The sequence below is a fragment of the Serratia sp. PAMC26656 genome, from assembly GCF_016469055.2.
GTDB classification, from domain to species: Bacteria; Pseudomonadota; Gammaproteobacteria; order Enterobacterales; family Enterobacteriaceae; genus Serratia; species Serratia plymuthica.
Genome location: NZ_CP150486.1, coordinates 168,247 through 186,461, shown reverse-complemented (window position 1 = coordinate 186,461; position 18,215 = coordinate 168,247). Strand labels below are relative to the sequence as shown.

The window sequence follows — 18,215 nt, the reverse complement described above, 5'->3', positions numbered from 1 at the left end:
CACCCTAAAGAGGCCGCCAATGACAGTAATCACCCGCCACGCTACCTTCGAAGAAATCCACGCCCTGTATCAACAAATCCCCGAATTCGGTGGCCTGCATAACCTGGCCGATTTACAGCAACGCGTCGGGCCGTCCGCCTGCCATCTGCTGATCGCCGAGATTGGCGGCCAACCCGCCGGTTTCAAACTGGGCTATCAGACGCAAGAAAAGGTATTTTACAGCTGGCTGGGCGGCGTGCTGCCGGCGTTTCGCCGCCACGGCGTGGCGCGGGCCTTATTGGCCGAACAGGAACGCTGGGCGCAGGCTCAGGGCTATCGCCAGGTGAGGGTGAAAACACGCAATAGGTTCCAGGCGATGCTGATGATGCTCATCGGCCATCACTATCAGATTGTTCAGCTGGAAAAGAAAGGCGAAGTGGCTGATTATCGGCTATTACTTGAAAAAACCTTGTGACAACATCTGCCTTGCATTTCAACGTGGAATAGGTTGCGATACGGCAGTAAAAACCTACCTGAAAGGAAGAAGGAAGCCCAATGCGTAAAGTAGCAAAATTGATGGGTATCAGCCTGTTAGTGCTTGGCCTGGCGGCCTGTGACGGCGACACCAAAGACACCAAGGCGCCAGCGGGCGGTGCTGCAGCCAGCGCACCGGCCGGGCAACAGGTGAGTTTACTGGACGGTAAACTGGCGTTCACCCTGCCGGCGGGCATGGCGGACCAGAGCGGCAAGCTGGGCAACCAGGCGAACAACATGCACGTTTACGCCGACAGCACCGGCCAGCGCGCGGTGATCGTGATCCTCGGCGACAAGACCGCCGACAACCTGGAAACCCTGGCCAAGCGTCTGGAAGACACCCAGCGCTCGCGTGACGCTAATCTGCAGGTGATTACCAACAAAGCCATCGACGTTAACGGCGTCCCTCTGCGTCAACTGGACAGCATCATCACCAGCGGCGGCGAGAAAGCCTACTCTTCGATCCTGATCGGCACACTGGATAACAAGATGCTGACCATTCAGGTAACGCTGCCGGCAGATAACCAGCAGCAGGCGCAAAGTGAAGCCGAAGGCATCATCAGCACCTTGAAACTGAAGCAGTAACCTTAGGGGGTCGGCATGCCGGCCCCGTTTCGCCACCTCATCACCGATTATGCCAATGCCCGCGCCAGCAGGGTGATCGGATGTTCACAGCCTTTACCGGTCGACATCTCGATTTGCCACTTGCAGGTTTCGCAGTCGGTCACCACCATATCCACACCGCTTTCCTCTATCTGGCGAAACAGCGAAGCGCCAATCCCCTGCGAAGTCGCATAGTTCTCCGATTTAAACCCGTAAGTACCGGCAATACCGCAACACTGCGAATCCAGCACCACCAGCTCCAAGCCCGGAATTTGCCGCAACAACTCCAGCGTATAGGCGGTCCAGCCCATTTTCTCCATATGGCACGGCGTATGATACGCCACCCGTAACGGCGTGCGCTTCAGCGGCAGAGTGCGGCCCTGGTTGTTCAGTCGATACAAATAGCGCGTCGCCAGCTCTACCCGCTCGCGCACCGCCGAGGTATCCACCTCCAACAGATGCGGATATTCATCGCGCAAGGTAAAGGTACAGCTCGACGAGGTCGCCACCACAGGAACTCCGCGTTCCAGCACCGCCTCATGCAGCGACTCGGCATTCACTTTGGCCTGCTTTTTGGCCTGGGCGATAAAGCCGTTGGCGATCAAAGGCACGCCGCAACATTTCTCGCGCTTGAGCAGCTGCACGCCGATATTCATCGCGTTAAAGACCTTGATCAGATCCTTGCCCAGCTGCGGATGGTTGTAATTGACGAAACAGCCGTGAAAAAACGCCACCTGTTCGGCATAGCGCTGCTGGGCCTGCGCCTGCCGGCGATACCAGTGGCGGAAGGTGCCGAACGAGTATTTTGGCAACTCGCGGCGATGGTCAATTTTCAACGCTTTGTCCAGCAGCGCACGCACCGGTTTCAGACCGGTGGCGGCATTGACTATGGGCGCAAAGGGTGTCGACAGCGACCCCATGATGTCGGTATGGCTGAGGATGGCGTCGCGCAGCGTCGGTTTGCTCTGGGCGTAATCGGCGCGGGCGCGCTGAATGATATCGCCGATTTTGACGTCGGACGGGCAGGCGACCTCACAACGCTTGCAGTTGGTGCAATACTTCAGCGCTTCATCGTACAACGCCGGATCTTTCAGCCGCAGGCGTTCGCCGTCCGGCCCCGCCTGTTTTGGCCCCGGATAGAGCGGATTGACCTTGGCGACCGGACAATAGGTGGTACAGACGGTGCATTTGATGCAGTTTTCAAAGCTGTTGTCTTTCTGCAGGCTCATGGTCGCTCCTTCTCTGCGGCAATCTGTTGCACAACGTGCAGCGCCCCGATCAGCGAAACGCCGGCGCCGCATCCCTGCTGTAGCGGATCGTATCCGCCGGTCACCGCGCCAATAGCATACAAGTTGGTCAGCGCCTTCCCGTGCCTTAACGCACGCAGCCGGCGATCGGTGCGCACGCCGAACTGCAAATAGGGCTGCGGAGCAAACAGATCGCTGCGGCTCCAGTCGGCGCGATCCGCCTGGCTGTCTACATCCAGCCCAAACACCGGCTCGCGTACACCGTCGAAGTCCGCCGCCAATCCATTGCTAAAGAAGCTGCCGCTGGCCAGCACCACCTGCTGCGCCTGCAACGGAATATCGCCGTGATTGCGGGTATACAGGCCGGTAACACGCCCGGCGTCGATATCCGCCCGCAGCACGCTGTCCCCCGGCATAAAAACACCGCCCAACTGTTGCAAGCGCTGGCGCAATGCCAGGTGCAAACGCATGCCCAACACCGAAGGCGGTAACGTCGGCAACAGACGCACCGGTTTGCCCACCGCCGCCTGTAACGCCACCAGCGGGGCATCCTCCTCCAGCCCCAGACAGGCGGGCAGGAAAATCGCCTCGGCATCACCGGCCAGCCGGCGCAACTCGTCCGCCATCGGCATCCGATTTTCCGGCAAATCCAGCACTCTGGCGATATTCACCGCCCGGAACTCGCTGGGATTGTTGCGCAACCGGTCCAGCGCAGGTAAATGCAACCAACCGACCCCGGCGCGCACTCCCAGCGCCTGCATAAGTGAATCGGCGGCCAGTTGCGGCTGAAAATCCAAAAATCCCTCAATGCCAATCACCGCAACGCTTTCCCATGGTAGCGCACCGGCCAGCGGCGTCACCGGAATGGCCTGCGGGCTGAGCCAGGTGGCGCGGCGCGTGCCGAGCGGCGTAATGCGCAGATGATTCCTTTCATTGCTGCCTTGCAGGTTCAGGCCGCAGCGCCGCAATAGCTGGGCCGCCTCATCAGATAACAGCGCCACCCGTTCTGCACCAATCAAGGAATAAGGGTGCTGCGGCGCCTGTCGCGCCAGTTCCGGCAACGCTGCCAGCGGCGCGTCGACCGGCGTGCCGTCGGGCAGTTGCGCCAGCAAATCAAGCGAACCGGAGGAGAAATAAAGCGCGCTCTGGCCTGAGCTGACCACGGCGCAGCGCTTGCCCTGTTCCGCCAACCCGATGGCGCAAACCATGCCCGCCAAGCCGCCGCCAATCACCACCACATCAAATCGCATCATCCGCCTCCTGTTTCTCCCGTGCATCCAGTCCGCACAATCCCTGATAAACCCAACTGGTGAACTCGCTCTCGCGCAGCGCGTCGCCCCAAGCGATCGGGCGTACGCCCTTCCAGCGTTCGTTGAGGAAATGCGACAACTGATCGATCGACTGCTGCGGGGTGGCGACGTTAAAGCGCGTCAGCAGCCCGGCGGCGCGACAGGCGCACAGTTCCCCCTGGCAGGTGCCCATGCCAACACGGGTGCGGCGACGGAGATCCACCAGATTATTGACGGCGAGAGAGTTCACCGCATAGCGCACCTCACCGGCGGTGACCGCCTCGCATTCGCAGACCAGACTGTTGTCCAGCCGATTACCGGCCGGCACCAGGCTGGCGCGATCGCCGTGGCGATACACCGCCGAGCCGCGAATACTGGCCGGCAACGCCACCACGCTGCGCACCGTTTCCTCCGCCGTCTGTCGGGAGCCGGGCAGCGGTTCCACTGCGGTAGTGCATGGGCTATCTAGCCCAAGCTTTTCACACACTTTGTCGGTCGCCCACTGCGCCATCAGGCGATAGGTCATCAACTTGCCGCCGGTGATGGTGATGAATCCTTCCAGCCCATCGCGGCTGGCGTGATCGAGCAGCACGATGCCACGGCTGACGTTACGGCCGCTGGGGTCGTCGTCACTGGCCACCAGCGGCCGTACCCCGGCATAGGCACGCAAAATGCGGGTTTGCGCCAGTTCAGGCGCCAGCAGCGCACCTTCGCGGATCAGAATGTCCACTTCCTGCGACATCACCACCATGTTGTCGATCTGGTCGTAGTCGATGTGGGTGGAGGTGGTGCCAATCAGCGAGATGGTGTCGCCCGGCACCAGAATGTCGGCGTCTGCCGGTTTGCGGCAACGGTTGATTACCATGTTGTTGATGCGGTGGCCGAGGATCAGCAATGCGCCCTTGGCCGGGAACATGCGGATGCGCAGATCGGCGTATTCCGCAATCTGCTGGCCCCAGATGCCAGCGGCGTTGACCACCACCTCGGCGTGGATGTCGTAGCGGCGCGCAGTTTGATGGTCGAAAACGCGCACGCCGGTCACGCGATCGCCCACGCGCAACAAACCGACCACCTGGTGATAGGTCAGGATCTGCGCGCCGTGCTCGCGGGCATCGAGCATATTGGCGGCGGTCAAACGGAACGGGTCGACGGTGCCATCCGGCACCCGCACGGCGCCGATCAGCGCCGGGTTAGCCGCCGGCTCCAGGCGCAACGCCAATTGCGGATCAATGGCTTCGGCGTTGATGCCGGCACTGTGGCAGGAAGCAATAAACTGTTGTTGGTAGGCCAGCGAATCCTGCGGCAGGGTAATGAACAACCCATCGGTACGCTCGATGCAGTGATGCGCGATGCGCTTGAGGATGCGGTTCTCTTCTATGCACTCACGCGCCGACTCGCCGTCGGTCACCGCATAACGCGCTCCGCTGTGCAACAAACCGTGGTTACGGCCGGTGGCGCCGGTGGCAATATCATGGCGCTCCAGCAGTATGCAACGCAGGCCTCGGCGCGCGCAGTCACGGGCAATGCCCGCTCCGGTCGCACCGCCGCCAATGACTATCACATCCGTTTCACTGTCCGGTGAATGGTTGCTCATGACGCTTCCTCAGGATCCGTGGTGATTACCCTATTGGGCCACAGTTACTGGGGTCTTTGTTTGATAAGGAACAATAACGAACTTAAAACGAAAACAAAATGTCCATAAAAAACCATGAATGTGATCGGAATCACGATTTTTAGCCGTTTTTCTATTTCATATCGTTAACGAATCGCTCAAAATCCGCCGTAGTTTCATAAAAGTGTAACATTTGCGCCATTCATCACAGTGACACCAGGCTGTTTTGACTAGGATGACGCTCGTTATGGAACAAAAAAACACCACATTCTCTATCCGCTCAATCATCAAATGAACGTAGACGATCATATTGATGTGATAACTAAAAGCCATCGGAGGCGCTCATGTTGAGTATCTTTAAGCCGGCAGCACACATTTCCCGTGTGCCGGTCGACAAAGTCGACCCGCTCTACCGTAAATTGCGCTGGCAAATTTTTATGGGGATTTTCTTCGGTTACGCCGCCTACTATCTGGTGCGTAAGAACTTCACCCTGGCAATGCCTTACCTGATCGATCAGGGCTTCAGCCGCGGCGACCTCGGTTTCGCGCTGTCGGGTATTTCCATCGCCTACGGTTTTTCCAAATTCATCATGGGGTCGGTTTCTGACCGCTCCAACCCACGCGTATTCCTGCCTGCCGGCCTGATACTGGCCGCCGCGGTGATGCTGTTCATGGGCTTTGTGCCGTGGGCGACATCGAGCATCGCAGTCATGTTCGTGTTGCTGTTCCTGTGCGGTTGGTTCCAGGGCATGGGCTGGCCGCCTTGTGGCCGCACCATGGTGCACTGGTGGTCGCAGAAAGAACGCGGCGGTATCGTTTCGGTCTGGAACTGCGCGCATAACGTGGGTGGCGGCCTGCCGCCGCTGTTGTTCCTGCTGGGTATGGCCTGGTTCAACGACTGGCACGCGGCGCTGTATATGCCGGCCTTCGGCGCCATTCTGGTAGCCCTGATCGCCTTTGCACTGATGCGCGATACGCCGCAATCCTGTGGCTTGCCGCCGATCGAAGAATACAAAAACGATTACCCGGACGACTACAGCGAGAAAGCGGAAGAAGAACTGACCGCCAAGCAGATTTTCATGCAGTACATTCTGCCGAACAAGCTGCTGTGGTACATCGCGGTAGCCAACGTGTTCGTTTACCTGCTGCGTTACGGCATTCTGGACTGGTCACCGACCTACCTGAAAGAAGTGAAGCACTTCACGCTGGATAAGTCTTCCTGGGCCTACTTCCTGTACGAATACGCCGGCATTCCGGGCACCCTGCTGTGCGGCTGGATGTCGGACAAAGTGTTCAAAGGCAACCGCGGCGCCACCGGCGTGTTCTTTATGACGCTGGTGACCATCGCTACCGTCGTTTACTGGCTCAACCCGGTCGGTAATCCTGGCATCGACATGGCCTGCATGATCACCATCGGCTTCCTGATTTACGGCCCGGTGATGTTGATCGGCCTGCACGCGCTGGAACTGGCACCGAAGAAAGCGGCCGGCACCGCAGCGGGCTTCACCGGTCTGTTCGGTTACCTGGGCGGCTCCGTTGCGGCCAGCGCCATCGTCGGTTACACCGTGGATTACTTCGGTTGGGACGGCGGCTTTATGGTGATGATTGGCGGCAGTATCGGTGCGGTAGTGCTGCTGTTGCTGACCATGCTGAGCGAGAAAAAGCACCACGCAGAAATCGCAGCCAACAAACGCGGCTAAGCGTCATACAAACTTCGCATTATTTAAAGGCCGCGCTGCGGCCTTTTTACTACTTTATTACCCTGCACCTACAATATGGAGAATTACAAAATGCGGACTCAAGTCAAAGCCCTGCTGGCAGGGATCTTCCTGGCCACCTCAATGGTCAGCGCCGTACAAGCAGCGGACAAGGTGGTGATCGCCCACCGTGGCGCCAGCGGCTATCTGCCGGAACACACGCTGCCGGCGAAGGCGATGGCCTACGCGCAGGGTGCGGACTTCCTCGAGCAGGATCTGGTGATGACCAAGGACAACGAGCTGGTGGTGCTGCATGACCATTACCTCGATCGCGTTACCGACGTGGCCGAGCGCTTCCCGAGCCGAGCACGCAAAGACGGCCGTTATTACGCCATCGACTTTACCCTGGCGGAAATCAAGTCGCTGAAGTTCACGGAAGGCTTTGAGATCGAAAACGGTAAAAAGGTGCAGGGCTACCCTGGCCGCTTCCCGATGGGCAAGTCGGATTTCCGCGTCCATACCTTCCAGGAAGAGATCGAGTTTGTGCAGGGGCTGAACCATTCGACCGGCAAAAACATCGGTATTTACCCGGAAATCAAAGCGCCGTGGTTCCACAAGCAGGAAGGCAAGGATATCTCCAGCAAAGTGCTGGCGGTGCTGAAGCAGTATGGTTACACCGGCAAGAATGACAACGTTTATCTGCAATGCTTCGACGCCAACGAACTGAAGCGGATTAAAACCGAGCTGGAACCGAAGATGGGCATGGATCTGAAGCTGATCCAACTGATCGCCTACAACAAGTGGCAGGAAACCTATGAGCAGAAAGCCGACGGCAAATGGGTGGAATACGACTATGACTGGATGTTCAAGCCGGGCGCGATGAAGCAGATTGCCCAGTACGCCGACGGTATCGGGCCGGACTACCACATGCTGGTGGAAGCGGAGAAATCCAAACCGGGCCATGTGGTGTTGACCGATATGGTGAAGGAAGCCCATGCCAACAAGCTGGCGGTGCATCCGTTCACCATCCGCGCCGATGCGCTGCCAAACTACGTGACCGACGTGAATCAGCTGTACGACGTGATTTACAACCAGGCGGGCGTTGACGGCGTGTTCACCGACTTCCCTGACAAGGGTGTGCAGTTCCTGCAAAAGCAGGGCCAGCACAAGTAACCCGGACAAGGGCGACCTTGTCCGGGTTACAACCCAATGGATTTCACGTCGCAGCTAGGCGGCAAACAAACGCAACCCCAGTCACTTACTCAAGTAAGTGACTGGGGTAAGTGCGTGTAGCCAACAACGCTGCGGCGCGAAAGACGAAGGGTATCAACCCAGGAACATCTTGCGCAGGTAATGCGGTACCGCATCGTCGGCATTGGAGCCAATCACTTCCAGTTCCGGCAGTTTGTCTTTCAGGCGCTGGTGCGCGTCGCGCATAATGCAGCCCTTGCCGGCCATCGCCAGCATTTCCAGGTCATTCATGCCGTCACCGAAGGCGATGCACTCTTTCAGCGAATAGCCGATGATTCTGGCCACTTCTTCCAGCGCATGACCTTTGGATACGCCGCCCGCCATCACTTCCAGACAGGTCGGGAACGAGAAACTGACGTTAACCCGATCGCCCCAGCGCGCATTGATGGCATCTTCCAGCGGCAGCAGCTTTTCATGGTCGTCACAGGTGAAGTACACCTTGCACACGCCGTCGGTCTCCAGCAGGCCCGGCTCAAACAGCTGATACTGGAAGATCGATTCCCGGAAGAACTCTTCCTGCTCCGGGCTTTCCCGGTTGATGAACCAGTCGTCGTTGCGATAAACATTGGTGGTGATGTCCGCATCGTCATGCAGCATGCCGTAGAGATCGCGGGCAATGTCTTCCGCCAGGTTGTGGCTGAAAATCAGCTCGCCGGCGGTGTTATGCACGCGGGCACCGTTGGAGGTGATCATAAAGGCGCTGATATCGAGGTTATCGCGGATCTGCGAAACGTCGATGTGATGCCGGCCAGTGGCAAACACAAAGTGCACGTCACGCTGGGTCAGCAGCTTCAACGTCTCTTTGGCATAAGGCGACAGGGTGTGGTCAGGTGATAGCAGCGTGCCATCTAAATCGGAAGCGACGACGTGATACATAAGGATATGTTCTAACCTCTGATGGAGTGGTCGGCGGCAGGGGCGCCACCTAAGTGTTGAGCAAAGAAACGCAGGATTGCGTTCAATGCTTCGGCGCGCATCGCGTCCCGCTCGAACAGGATCTCATGGCGTGCGCCTTGGATAACCCGCGGTTTTCCCCCTTCGCAAGGGTGCCCCGCGTCTGACAGTACCTGACAAAAAGCCTGCTGAGAACGGTTGTCGACCACCCGTTCCTCACCGGCCTGCAATAATAACAGCGGTGTGGTGATTTTAGCCGCCTGCGCGACAATCTGCCGCCCGGCCTGAATGCTTTCTCTTACCCAGTGGTAGGTAGGGCCTCCCACCTGCAACTCGGGATAATCGGCGTAATAACGCAAACAGCGGCGATAGCGTTCACGGCTGTGGGTCAATACGTTGACCACATAGGGCAGCGGCCTCCACTGGCCGGTGCCTATCGCATAGTAATTACGCACCGTCGGGTGTTTCTCCACCCAGTTAAGGATGCGGTCCGCCATCCAGCCCGGCATCGGCAGATGAATGCCGAACATCGGCGCGCAAAACGCAGCGGCATCAAACGCCTGCGGCTGACGCGCCAGAAACTGCGCCAGTATCGCGCCGCCCATCGAATGCGACAGCGCAAAGTGCTGTCGGTAGCCGCGCGGCGCCACTTGCTGCCGATAAAACTGAGCGAAATCGTCAATATAATCGGCAAAGTTTACCACATGACCGCGGTGCGTATCAGCCAGCAAGCGGCCAGAACGGCCTTGCCCGCGATGATCGATAATCATCACATCAAAACCGCAATGGAACAGATCGTAGGCAACTTCTGGATATTTAACGTAACTTTCGATACGGCCGGGGCTGATCACCACCACCCGCTGGTGACGTGCAGAGCTGAAACGCACGAAGCGGATCGGCACGCCGCCCACGCCACTGAACTCGCCCTCCTCCCGCAACCGCCAAAAGTCCAGCAGCGGGCCGGTAGCGAAAGCAGCGAACTGCGTTTCACGCATTAACCAGTCATCGGTGCCTTGAGTGAACGACGTCATTGAGAGCTTTTCCCTGAGCCGCCAGCGGCAAAAATGTGGCCTCTGGCACAAGAAATAATACTAGCGTATTGTGATTCAATTCTTACAAGAACCGAGCCTATTTTGGCACAAATTGGTACTTCCCGGGAGCCTTACGATGACCTTGGACTGGTGGTTAACCTATCTGCTGACAACCCTTATCCTCAGCCTCTCACCCGGCTCAGGCGCAATCAACACCATGAGCACCGGTATCAGCCACGGGTATCGCGGCGCGGCGGCATCGATCGCCGGCCTGCAGGTCGGGTTGAGTCTGCATATCGTGCTGGTGGGCATTGGCCTGGGTGCGTTGGTCTCACAGTCGCTGATGGCGTTTGAATTGCTGAAATGGCTCGGCGCCGCTTATCTGGTGTGGCTCGGAATTCAGCAGTGGCGCGCCGCCGGTTCGTTGGATCTGCATACGCTGGCGGGTACCCTGCCGCGCCGCCGCCTGTTCCGCCGCGCGGTGCTGGTCAATTTGACCAACCCGAAGAGCATCGTGTTTCTGGCCGCGCTGTTCCCGCAGTTTATTTTACCTAACCAGCCGCAGGCCGAGCAGTATCTGATACTCGGCGTGACCACCGTGGCGGTGGATATTGTGGTGATGATTGGCTACGCCACACTGGCGACCCGCATTGCCGGCTGGCTGAAAACGCCGCGCCAAATGCAGTTGCTAAACCGCATCTTCGGTTCGCTGTTTATTCTGGTGGCCGGGTTATTGGCTACGGCCAGAAAGGCCTAATGCAAAAGGGCCGAACATCACTGTTCGGCCCTCGCGATATCTTCCTGCGATTAACGGGTAAAGATCAGGTGCAACCCGAAACCGGTGAACAATACGCCCGCCAGCCCGTCGATCCATTTCGCCAAACGCTGATAGCCACGGCGCATTGCCGGTAACGCAAACACGACCGCCACCAGGCTGAACCAGACAAAGGTCTCGGCGATAATCAGCAGGAACAAGCCCCAGCGCGCGCCGGCGCCCACGTCATCACCGACAAACAGCGAGAACACGCTGCCGAAATAGATAACCGCTTTCGGGTTTGAAAGGTTGGTCAGGAAACCGCGGATAAAGCTGCGTCCGACCTTTGGCAACGCCACTTTCACTTCGTCCGCCGGCGCGGATTGGGCGTTCTGGGAGCGTGCGGAACGCAGCAGTTGCCAGCCCATCCAGCATAAGTAAATCCCACCGCCGACCATGATGATCTGATGCAGCCAGGCCATTTTCTGCAAGATCAGGTGCAGGCCCATCAGCGCAACCCCCGCCCATACCACAATACCCAGTGAAATGCCCACCACGCCCATCATCGCCTCGCGGCGCGAACGGCTGGCGGCGGTTTGCGAAACAAAAAAGAAGTCCGGCCCCGGGCTCATCAGCGCGATCAAGTGCACCAGCGCCACGGTCAGAAACAGCATCAACATGATTTATTGCCCTTATTCTTCGTCATTATCGAGGTGATCGCGGATCATCGCCATAAACGGGGCGCCGAAACGCTCCAGTTTGCGCTGGCCAACGCCGTTAACGCTAAGCAGGTCGCCGGCCTTGATCGGCATTTGCTCCGCCATTTCCAATAGCGTGGCATCGTTAAACACCACGTAAGGCGGGATATTTTCTTCGTCGGCAATCGATTTACGCAGCTTGCGCAGTTTGGCAAACAGCTTGCGATCGTAATTGCCGCCGTAGGATTTCTGATTGGCGCTGCCACGCGACTTCAGACTTTGGATGCGCGGCACCGCCAGTTGCAGCTCCAGTTCACCACGCAGTACCGGGCGCGCGGCTTCGGTCAATTGCAGCGCCGAATGCATGGCGATGTTCTGGGTAATAAACCCCAGGTGGATCAGTTGACGCAGCACGCTGGTCCAGTGTTCGGTCGTTTGCTCGCGACCGATGCCGTACACCGGCAACTTGTCGTGCCCGTATTCGCGGATGCGCTGGTTATTGGAACCGCGCAGCACTTCGACAATATAACCCAGGCCGAACCGCTGGCCGACGCGATACACGCAGGAGAGCGCCTTGCGTGCGTCTTCCAGACCGTCATAGCGCTTGGGGGGATCGAGGCAGATATCGCAGTTACCGCAATTTTGCTGCTTACCCTCGCCAAAGTAATTGAGCAACACCAAACGACGGCAGGTTTGCGCTTCGGCGAAAGCCCCCATGGCGTTCAGTTTGTGCCGTTCGATATCCAACTGCTGTCCGGCCGGTTTCTCTTCCAGACAGCGGCGCAGCCAGGCCATGTCGGCCGGGTCATACAACAGGATCGCTTCTGCCGGCAGGCCATCACGCCCGGCGCGGCCGGTTTCCTGATAGTAGGACTCGATATTGCGCGGGATATCAAAGTGCACCACGAAACGCACGTTGGGTTTGTTGATGCCCATGCCGAAGGCGACGGTGGCTACCACCACCTGTAAATCGTCACGCTGGAACGCTTCCTGCACCTGCGCGCGGCGATCGTTGTCCAGCCCGGCATGATAGGCACCAACGCTCAGCCCGCGGCTCTGCAAACGCGCCGTGGTGTCTTCCACCTTGGCGCGGCTGTTGCAGTAAATGATACCGCTCTTGCCACGTTGGTCCTGCACGAAGCGCCACAGCTGATCGAGCGGTTTGAACTTCTCCACCAGCGTATAGCGAATGTTTGGGCGGTCAAAGCTGCTGATCTGCACCAGCGGATCGTGCAGCGCCAACAGGCGTACGATGTCGCCCCGGGTAGACTCGTCGGCGGTAGCGGTCAGGGCAATCACCGGCATCGTCGGGAAGCGCTGCTTCAGCTGACCCAACGCGCGGTATTCAGGACGGAAATCATGGCCCCACTGCGAAATACAGTGCGCCTCGTCCACCGCCAATAGCGCCGGCGGACAGTGGTCGAGCAGATCGAGGAAGCTGTCCATCATCAGCCGTTCGGGGGCGATATACAGCATTTTGATCTGCCCGCTGCGGCAACCCGCCATGACCTCCAGTTGCTGCTCGCGCGTCTGCGTCGAGTTATAACAGGCGGCGGAAACACCATAAGCCAGCAGTTGATCGACCTGATCTTTCATCAGCGAGATCAACGGGGAAACCACTAACGTCAGGCCATCCATCACCAGAGCCGGGATTTGATAGCACAACGATTTACCGCCGCCGGTCGGCATGACCACCAGACAATCCAGCCCGCCGATCGCCGCGTTGATAATCGTCTGTTGACCCGGTCGGAATTGCTGGTAGCCAAAGGTATCGCGCAATACCTGCTCTGCCAGCAACTCTTTGTTTATCACTGCTGCGGTTGACACACACTTCCCCACTTTTTGCTGCATAGTGCCGCCATCATGACGGCCGTATTACATAATATCGTTAAGCATGACACCAACGCCAACCCGTGTCTGCCGGAAGTTGTAATCAATCAGCGATTCGCCGTAGCCGCTGAACACCTGAGTGTAGAAACGCACGTGTTTGGAGATCGGGTAGCTCCAGCCCAGTTCCGCACCGCCGTAGCCGCTGTTCCAGTTGTAATGGCTGTCGACGCTGAACACGCTGTCGCCCCAGGCGTAACCGACTTTCAGACGGTAATACCCCATGTATTTGGTGATATCCGGGTTGTCATCGCTGCTGTCGCTTTCCGAGAAGCGGAACCAGGGTTTCAGATCCACCTGCCAGTTACCGTTCTGCGCCATAAAACGCGCGTAGCCGCGGTTCCAGCTGCGGGAGGTTGGATCCGAACGCCCGTTGGACTGGTGGTTGAGGCCCACTTCAACGTCGCGTAGCGTCCAGCCGGCAAAGCGGTAATCTGTCGCCCAGCCGAGGAATACTTGCGGCTCGTAGTTGGTTTCGCGAAACGGCGACGACTCACCGTGATTGGAAAGCTGCCACCAGGAACGCTGAGTATAAGAGGCGCCGAGCACCGAGTTGTCGCCCAGAATGCCGCGCCACAGCGGGAAGGCCAGGCTGAGCTGGTATTTCACTTCATCCTTGCGCGCCTTCTCGGCCCAGTTGTAGGTCTTGATGGCCTCTTTGTTGATATTGCTGGTATCGGTATACAGCACATAGTTGGTGTCGTACGGATATAGCGTGAAGGGGTTGTCGTGATCCTGCAGCATGTTGGCGATAATGCTGCCGCGCACTGCGGGTTTATCATGAATTTGCTGCTCTTTGGCCTCTTCCGCCTGCACCAGCAGTGGCACTGCCAACATGGCCAAAACGATCCCTGACAAAATGCGCATAACGTTCCCCACTCCAACAAAAATGACAAACTCTGAATTAAAAACAGGCCATTTTACACACAAAGGCGGTTTTTCAGCAGTGCGGCGTGCATTTATTGGATTAGTCTGGCAAGCAACAAAATATAGGCATAAAATCAACAAACGATTAACCTGGACTGACCAGTTAATAACCTCCTCACTCTATTGAATAAAGAACGGGTATTTATGTCCACTACACCACTGACACTCGATGCTGCACGCCAGAAAATCGGCGAAATCTTTGTTTATCACATGCCGTTTAACCGCGAGCTGGGCCTTGAACTACGCCGTTTTGAAGATGACTACGTTGAACTGAGCTTCACCAATCAGCCCAAACTGGTGGGCAACGCCGCCCAGAAGATCCTGCATGGCGGCGTGATCGCTTCAGTGCTGGACGTTGCCGCCGGGTTGGCCTGCGCCGGGAGCGTGCTGATGCGCATGGATCCGCTGATCGAAGAGGAAGTGGCCTCCCGCCTGTCGCGCATGGGAACCATAGATCTGCGCGTCGATTATCTGCGCCCCGGCCGCGGCGAGCATTTTGTCGCCTCCGCCAGCGTATTGCGCAGCGGCAACAAAGTGGCCGTCGCCCGCGCCGAACTGCATAACCACGACGGCCTGCATATCGCCAGCGCCACCGCCACCTATCTGGTCGGGTGATTGTGTGCGGTGAGCGTCTTAAGTACACTCACCGCATCTCCGTTTTACCCATCCGAGTATCGTCATGGACGCACAGCAAACGCGGCAGGGCATCTTCTTTGCTCTCGCCGCCTATTTTATTTGGGGCATCGCCCCGGCCTATTTCAAACTGATTCAACTGGTACCCGCCGATGAGATCCTCACTCATCGGGTCATTTGGTCCTTCTTCTTTATGCTGGCGCTGATCACGCTGGGCCGCAACTGGCCGCAGGTTCGCGCCGCCTGCCGCAACCGCAAACGGCTGCTGCTGCTGGCGGTGACCGCTGTGTTGATCGGCGGTAACTGGCTGCTGTTTATCTGGGCGGTGAATAACCACCATATGCTGGAAGCCAGCCTGGGCTATTTCATTAATCCGCTGGTTAACGTGCTGTTGGGGATGCTGTTCCTGGGCGAGCGTTTCCGCCGCATGCAGTGGTTGGCGGTGGTGTTGGCATTTGCCGGCGTGTTGATTCAGCTATGGCAATTCGGGTCACTGCCGATTATCGGCCTGGGGCTGGCGTTCAGCTTTGCCTTCTACGGCCTGCTGCGCAAGAAGATCGCCATCGACGCACAGACCGGCATGCTGATTGAAACCCTGTGGTTATTGCCGGTAGCGGCAGCGTACCTGTTCCTTTTCGCCGACAGCCCGACCAGCCATCTGAGCGCCAACCCGTGGTCGCTGAACCTGCTGCTGGTCGCAGCCGGCATCGTCACCACCATACCGCTGCTGTTCTTTACCGCCGCAGCGACCCGCCTGCGCCTGTCGACACTCGGCTTTTTCCAGTACCTCGGCCCGACGCTGATGTTCCTGCTGGCCGTCACTTTTTACGGAGAGACCATCGGCCAGGGTAAACTGGTGACCTTCGGCTTTATCTGGGCGGCACTGCTGCTGTTTATCCTCGACGCACTTTACACTCAACGCAAATTACGTTGACGCAGGCGAGGCCCGATTGGAAATGAAGCGGGCCATCGCCGGGCCGGTCAGCAGAATGGTGAACAACCGCAGCGTCTGCATCGCCATCACAAAGGACATATCCACCCGGCTGCCCGCCGCAATGATCGCCACGGTGTCCAGCCCGCCCGGGCTGGTCGCCAGATAGGCGGTCATCAGATCCACCGGCAGAAAGCGGGTCAGCATCCACGCCAGCAGCCCGCAAAACAGCATCAGCGCCACTATCGACGCCACCATCTGCGGCAAGGTACGCAACGCCAGCAAAAATATCGGCCGGGTAAAACGCAATCCAACGCTCCAGCCAATCAGGGTATAAGCCAGCGCCAGTAACCATTCCGGTACCTGCAACGCCATCGCGCCGCTGGAGTGAAGCGTTGCGCCGATAATCATCGGTAAAAGCAGCGCACCGGAAGGGATGCGCAGCCGGGGCCCCAGCCAGGCGCCGACAACGGCGATACCCAGCGTCGCGAGAAAACGCCAATCCAGCGGCGGAAACCATTCCAGCGCAACGCTGCCGTGGCCCGCCTCATCGCCCAGCCCAATCCGCGCCACCATGGCCGCCGCCGTCGCGACAAACAGCACCCGCAGGTACTGCATGAAAGCCACTAACCGGACATCTGCACCGAAATCTCCTGCCATCGCCACCATCGCCGAAGCGCCGCCAGGCGATGAACCCCAGGCACCGGTCGGCCCCGGCAGCCCGCTGAAACGCACCAGACACCAGCCGGAAACGCCGCTGGCCGCCAGCGTGGCAAAGAGTACCAGCAGCACCAGTGGCCAGTCGTCGAGTAACGGCGTGAGGATAGCGGGGGAAAGACTTTGCGCAATCATGCAGCCCAGCACCGCCTGCGCGACGATAAACAGGCGAGCGGGAATACGCACCGTGGCACCCAACAACCCCATCGCCACGCCGACGATCATCGGTCCCAGCAACAGCGCAGCGGGAATATGAAATGTTTGCAGGCCAAACCCCAGCGCCAGCGAAGCCAGCAGCAGGAGCAGCCATTGAGACCAGCGGGGCAACTTCTCCATCAACACTCACGCCTTACGGGCAGATGAGACGAGGCGTCATTGTACCCCTATTTAGCAGGCTAAGCGTTGAGGTAACGCAGAAATAACGGGCGACCGGGTCGCCCGCCGGCTTACAGCCAGTTCTTGCGCTTGAAGTACAGGTAAGGGGCCAGCCCCGCGAGGATCATCAGGCTGATGGCGCCCGGATAACCGAACGACCACTTCAGCTCCGGCATGAACTCAAAGTTCATCCCGTAGCTGGAAGCCACCAGCGTGGGCGGCAGGAACACCACCGAGACCACCGAGAAAATCTTGATGATGCGGTTCTGCTCGATATTGATAAAGCCCATCGCCGCTTGCATCAGGAAGTTCACCTTCTGGAACAGCGATTCGTTATGCGGCAGCAGGGATTCGATGTCGCGCAGCACTTCACGCGCCTGTTCCAACTGGCCGGTCGGCAGGCGCGCCTTGCGCACCAGGAAGTTAAGCGCGCGTTGGGTGTCCATCAGACACAGACGCACTTTCCAGCCGATATCTTCCAGTTCCGCCAAGGTTGACAGCGCTTCATCGTATTCGTCGCCCTGATGACCTTCCATGATCACCCGGCTGAGCTTTTCCAGATCGCTATAGATGTTTTCGATCTCGTCCGCCAACTGCTCAATCTTGGTTTCGAACAGATCCAGCAACAGCTCATAGGCATTGCCGTCAACCATCGTCAGATTGCGGGCGCGCATGCGATACAAACGAAACGCCGGCAGTTCGCGTTCGCGCAGGGTATACAGACGGCCGTCGCGAATGGTGAAGGCCACGGTCGAGTTGCCGGCGTGATCTTCCGCATCTTCAAAATAGAAGAAGGAGTGAATATGCAGGCCATCTTCATCTTCGAAGAAACGCGCGGAGGCTTCGATGTCGTCCAGCTCCGGGCGTGTCGCCAGGCTTTGACCCAGCTCGTTTTGCACGCGCTCACGCTCGCCCTCTTCCGGTTCAACCAGATCAACCCACAGTGACGAGGTGAGATCATCCGAGTCATCCAACTCCAGACGGGACAGGCGACTGTTATCTAATTTAAACGCGCTTAGCATGTGCCAAAACTCCCTATCGGTGACAGGTGCAGACAACGCGTGGAAGCACAGAAACAGAGGGGTGTTGCATCACCAGCTTGTTTCAGACCATGAAGGATCTGACTCGTAGCGACGCTTTGCGGGGTCGCCGACAA

17 protein-coding genes are annotated in these 18,215 nt (G+C 58.3%); 7 read left to right on the top strand and 10 right to left on the bottom strand.

The genetic code is table 11. The features are described 5' to 3' along the window. The first annotated feature begins 19 nt into the window (after positions 1 to 19). Both JEM67_RS01355 and JEM67_RS01350 read left to right on the top strand, forming a co-directional pair. Positions 20 to 454: a GNAT family N-acetyltransferase gene (locus JEM67_RS01355; RefSeq protein WP_199636463.1), complete on the top strand. Its 435-nt coding sequence runs from the start codon at positions 20 to 22 to the stop codon at positions 452 to 454. A gap of 80 nt (positions 455 to 534) precedes the next feature. After that, positions 535 to 1,098: a DcrB family lipoprotein gene (locus tag JEM67_RS01350; RefSeq protein WP_013811070.1), complete on the top strand. Its 564-nt coding sequence runs from the start codon at positions 535 to 537 to the stop codon at positions 1,096 to 1,098. Positions 1,099 to 1,145: 47 nt separating this feature from the next. Here JEM67_RS01350 and glpC read toward each other — a convergent pair whose 3' ends face one another. From glpC to glpA, 3 genes are read right to left on the bottom strand one after another with little or no spacing between them, the layout of a single operon-like run. Then, positions 1,146 to 2,345: an anaerobic glycerol-3-phosphate dehydrogenase subunit GlpC gene (gene glpC, locus JEM67_RS01345; protein ID WP_199636462.1), complete on the bottom strand. Its 1,200-nt coding sequence runs from the start codon at positions 2,343 to 2,345 to the stop codon at positions 1,146 to 1,148. After that, the gene (gene glpB, locus JEM67_RS01340) at positions 2,342 to 3,613 is read right to left on the bottom strand and encodes a glycerol-3-phosphate dehydrogenase subunit GlpB (protein ID WP_199636518.1); all 1,272 of its coding nucleotides are present in this window, start codon (positions 3,611 to 3,613) and stop codon (positions 2,342 to 2,344) included. The genes glpC and glpB overlap by 4 nt, the downstream gene beginning before the upstream one ends. Further along, complete coding sequence (gene glpA / locus JEM67_RS01335; RefSeq protein ID WP_199636461.1) at positions 3,603 to 5,246, bottom strand: anaerobic glycerol-3-phosphate dehydrogenase subunit A; 1,644 nt, start codon at positions 5,244 to 5,246, stop codon at positions 3,603 to 3,605. Before glpA ends, glpB begins: the two co-directional genes overlap by 11 nt. A gap of 362 nt (positions 5,247 to 5,608) precedes the next feature. On the opposite strand from glpA, the gene glpT reads away from it, so the two are divergent. Together glpT and glpQ are read left to right on the top strand one after the other, a co-directional pair. After that, a complete protein-coding gene (gene glpT / locus JEM67_RS01330; RefSeq protein WP_199636460.1) occupies positions 5,609 to 6,964 on the top strand; it encodes a glycerol-3-phosphate transporter in 1,356 nt (451 codons plus the stop codon). A 90-nt stretch (positions 6,965 to 7,054) separates the two neighbouring features. Continuing rightward, complete coding sequence (gene glpQ, locus JEM67_RS01325; protein ID WP_199636459.1) at positions 7,055 to 8,134, top strand: glycerophosphodiester phosphodiesterase; 1,080 nt, start codon at positions 7,055 to 7,057, stop codon at positions 8,132 to 8,134. A gap of 153 nt (positions 8,135 to 8,287) precedes the next feature. On the opposite strand, the gene yigL is transcribed toward glpQ, so the two are convergent. Both yigL and pldB read right to left on the bottom strand, forming a co-directional pair. After that, positions 8,288 to 9,088 (bottom strand): sugar/pyridoxal phosphate phosphatase YigL, encoded by an 801-nt coding sequence (gene yigL, locus JEM67_RS01320; RefSeq protein WP_199636458.1) that lies wholly within the window; start codon positions 9,086 to 9,088, stop codon positions 8,288 to 8,290. Between the two features lie 11 nt (positions 9,089 to 9,099). Next, positions 9,100 to 10,137 (bottom strand): lysophospholipase L2, encoded by a 1,038-nt coding sequence (gene pldB / locus JEM67_RS01315; protein WP_199636457.1) that lies wholly within the window; start codon positions 10,135 to 10,137, stop codon positions 9,100 to 9,102. Positions 10,138 to 10,273: 136 nt separating this feature from the next. On the opposite strand from pldB, the gene rhtB reads away from it, so the two are divergent. After that, a complete protein-coding gene (gene rhtB / locus JEM67_RS01310; protein WP_013811061.1) occupies positions 10,274 to 10,894 on the top strand; it encodes a homoserine/homoserine lactone efflux protein in 621 nt (206 codons plus the stop codon). Between the two features lie 50 nt (positions 10,895 to 10,944). Here the strand turns inward: rhtB and rhtC are convergent, their stop codons facing one another. Genes rhtC through pldA form a run of 3 tightly spaced genes read right to left on the bottom strand, consistent with a single transcriptional unit; the run spans position 10,945 to position 14,343 of the window. After that, complete coding sequence (gene rhtC, locus JEM67_RS01305; protein WP_199636456.1) at positions 10,945 to 11,571, bottom strand: threonine export protein RhtC; 627 nt, start codon at positions 11,569 to 11,571, stop codon at positions 10,945 to 10,947. Between the two features lie 12 nt (positions 11,572 to 11,583). Next, entirely contained in the window at positions 11,584 to 13,416 is a 1,833-nt protein-coding gene (recQ, locus tag JEM67_RS01300; RefSeq protein WP_037433859.1) for an ATP-dependent DNA helicase RecQ, read from the bottom strand. A gap of 48 nt (positions 13,417 to 13,464) precedes the next feature. Then, entirely contained in the window at positions 13,465 to 14,343 is an 879-nt protein-coding gene (gene pldA, locus JEM67_RS01295) for a phospholipase A (RefSeq protein WP_013811058.1), read from the bottom strand. A 204-nt stretch (positions 14,344 to 14,547) separates the two neighbouring features. Here pldA and JEM67_RS01290 point away from each other — a divergent pair, with 204 nt between their 5' ends. Continuing rightward, entirely contained in the window at positions 14,548 to 15,018 is a 471-nt protein-coding gene (locus JEM67_RS01290) for a thioesterase family protein (RefSeq protein ID WP_013811057.1), read from the top strand. A gap of 64 nt (positions 15,019 to 15,082) precedes the next feature. Then, positions 15,083 to 15,970 carry an EamA family transporter RarD gene (gene rarD, locus JEM67_RS01285; RefSeq protein ID WP_199636455.1) on the top strand — a complete coding sequence of 296 codons (888 nt, stop codon included), beginning with the start codon at positions 15,083 to 15,085 and terminating at the stop codon, positions 15,968 to 15,970. On the opposite strand, the gene JEM67_RS01280 is transcribed toward rarD, so the two are convergent. Beyond that, positions 15,962 to 17,020 (bottom strand): AbrB family transcriptional regulator, encoded by a 1,059-nt coding sequence (locus tag JEM67_RS01280; RefSeq protein WP_199636454.1) that lies wholly within the window; start codon positions 17,018 to 17,020, stop codon positions 15,962 to 15,964. The two genes, rarD and JEM67_RS01280, sit on opposite strands and share 9 nt — an antisense overlap. A 110-nt stretch (positions 17,021 to 17,130) precedes the next feature. Beyond that, positions 17,131 to 18,081 carry a magnesium/cobalt transporter CorA gene (gene corA / locus JEM67_RS01275; protein WP_004950926.1) on the bottom strand — a complete coding sequence of 317 codons (951 nt, stop codon included), beginning with the start codon at positions 18,079 to 18,081 and terminating at the stop codon, positions 17,131 to 17,133. Between the last annotated feature and the right edge of the window lie 134 nt (positions 18,082 to 18,215).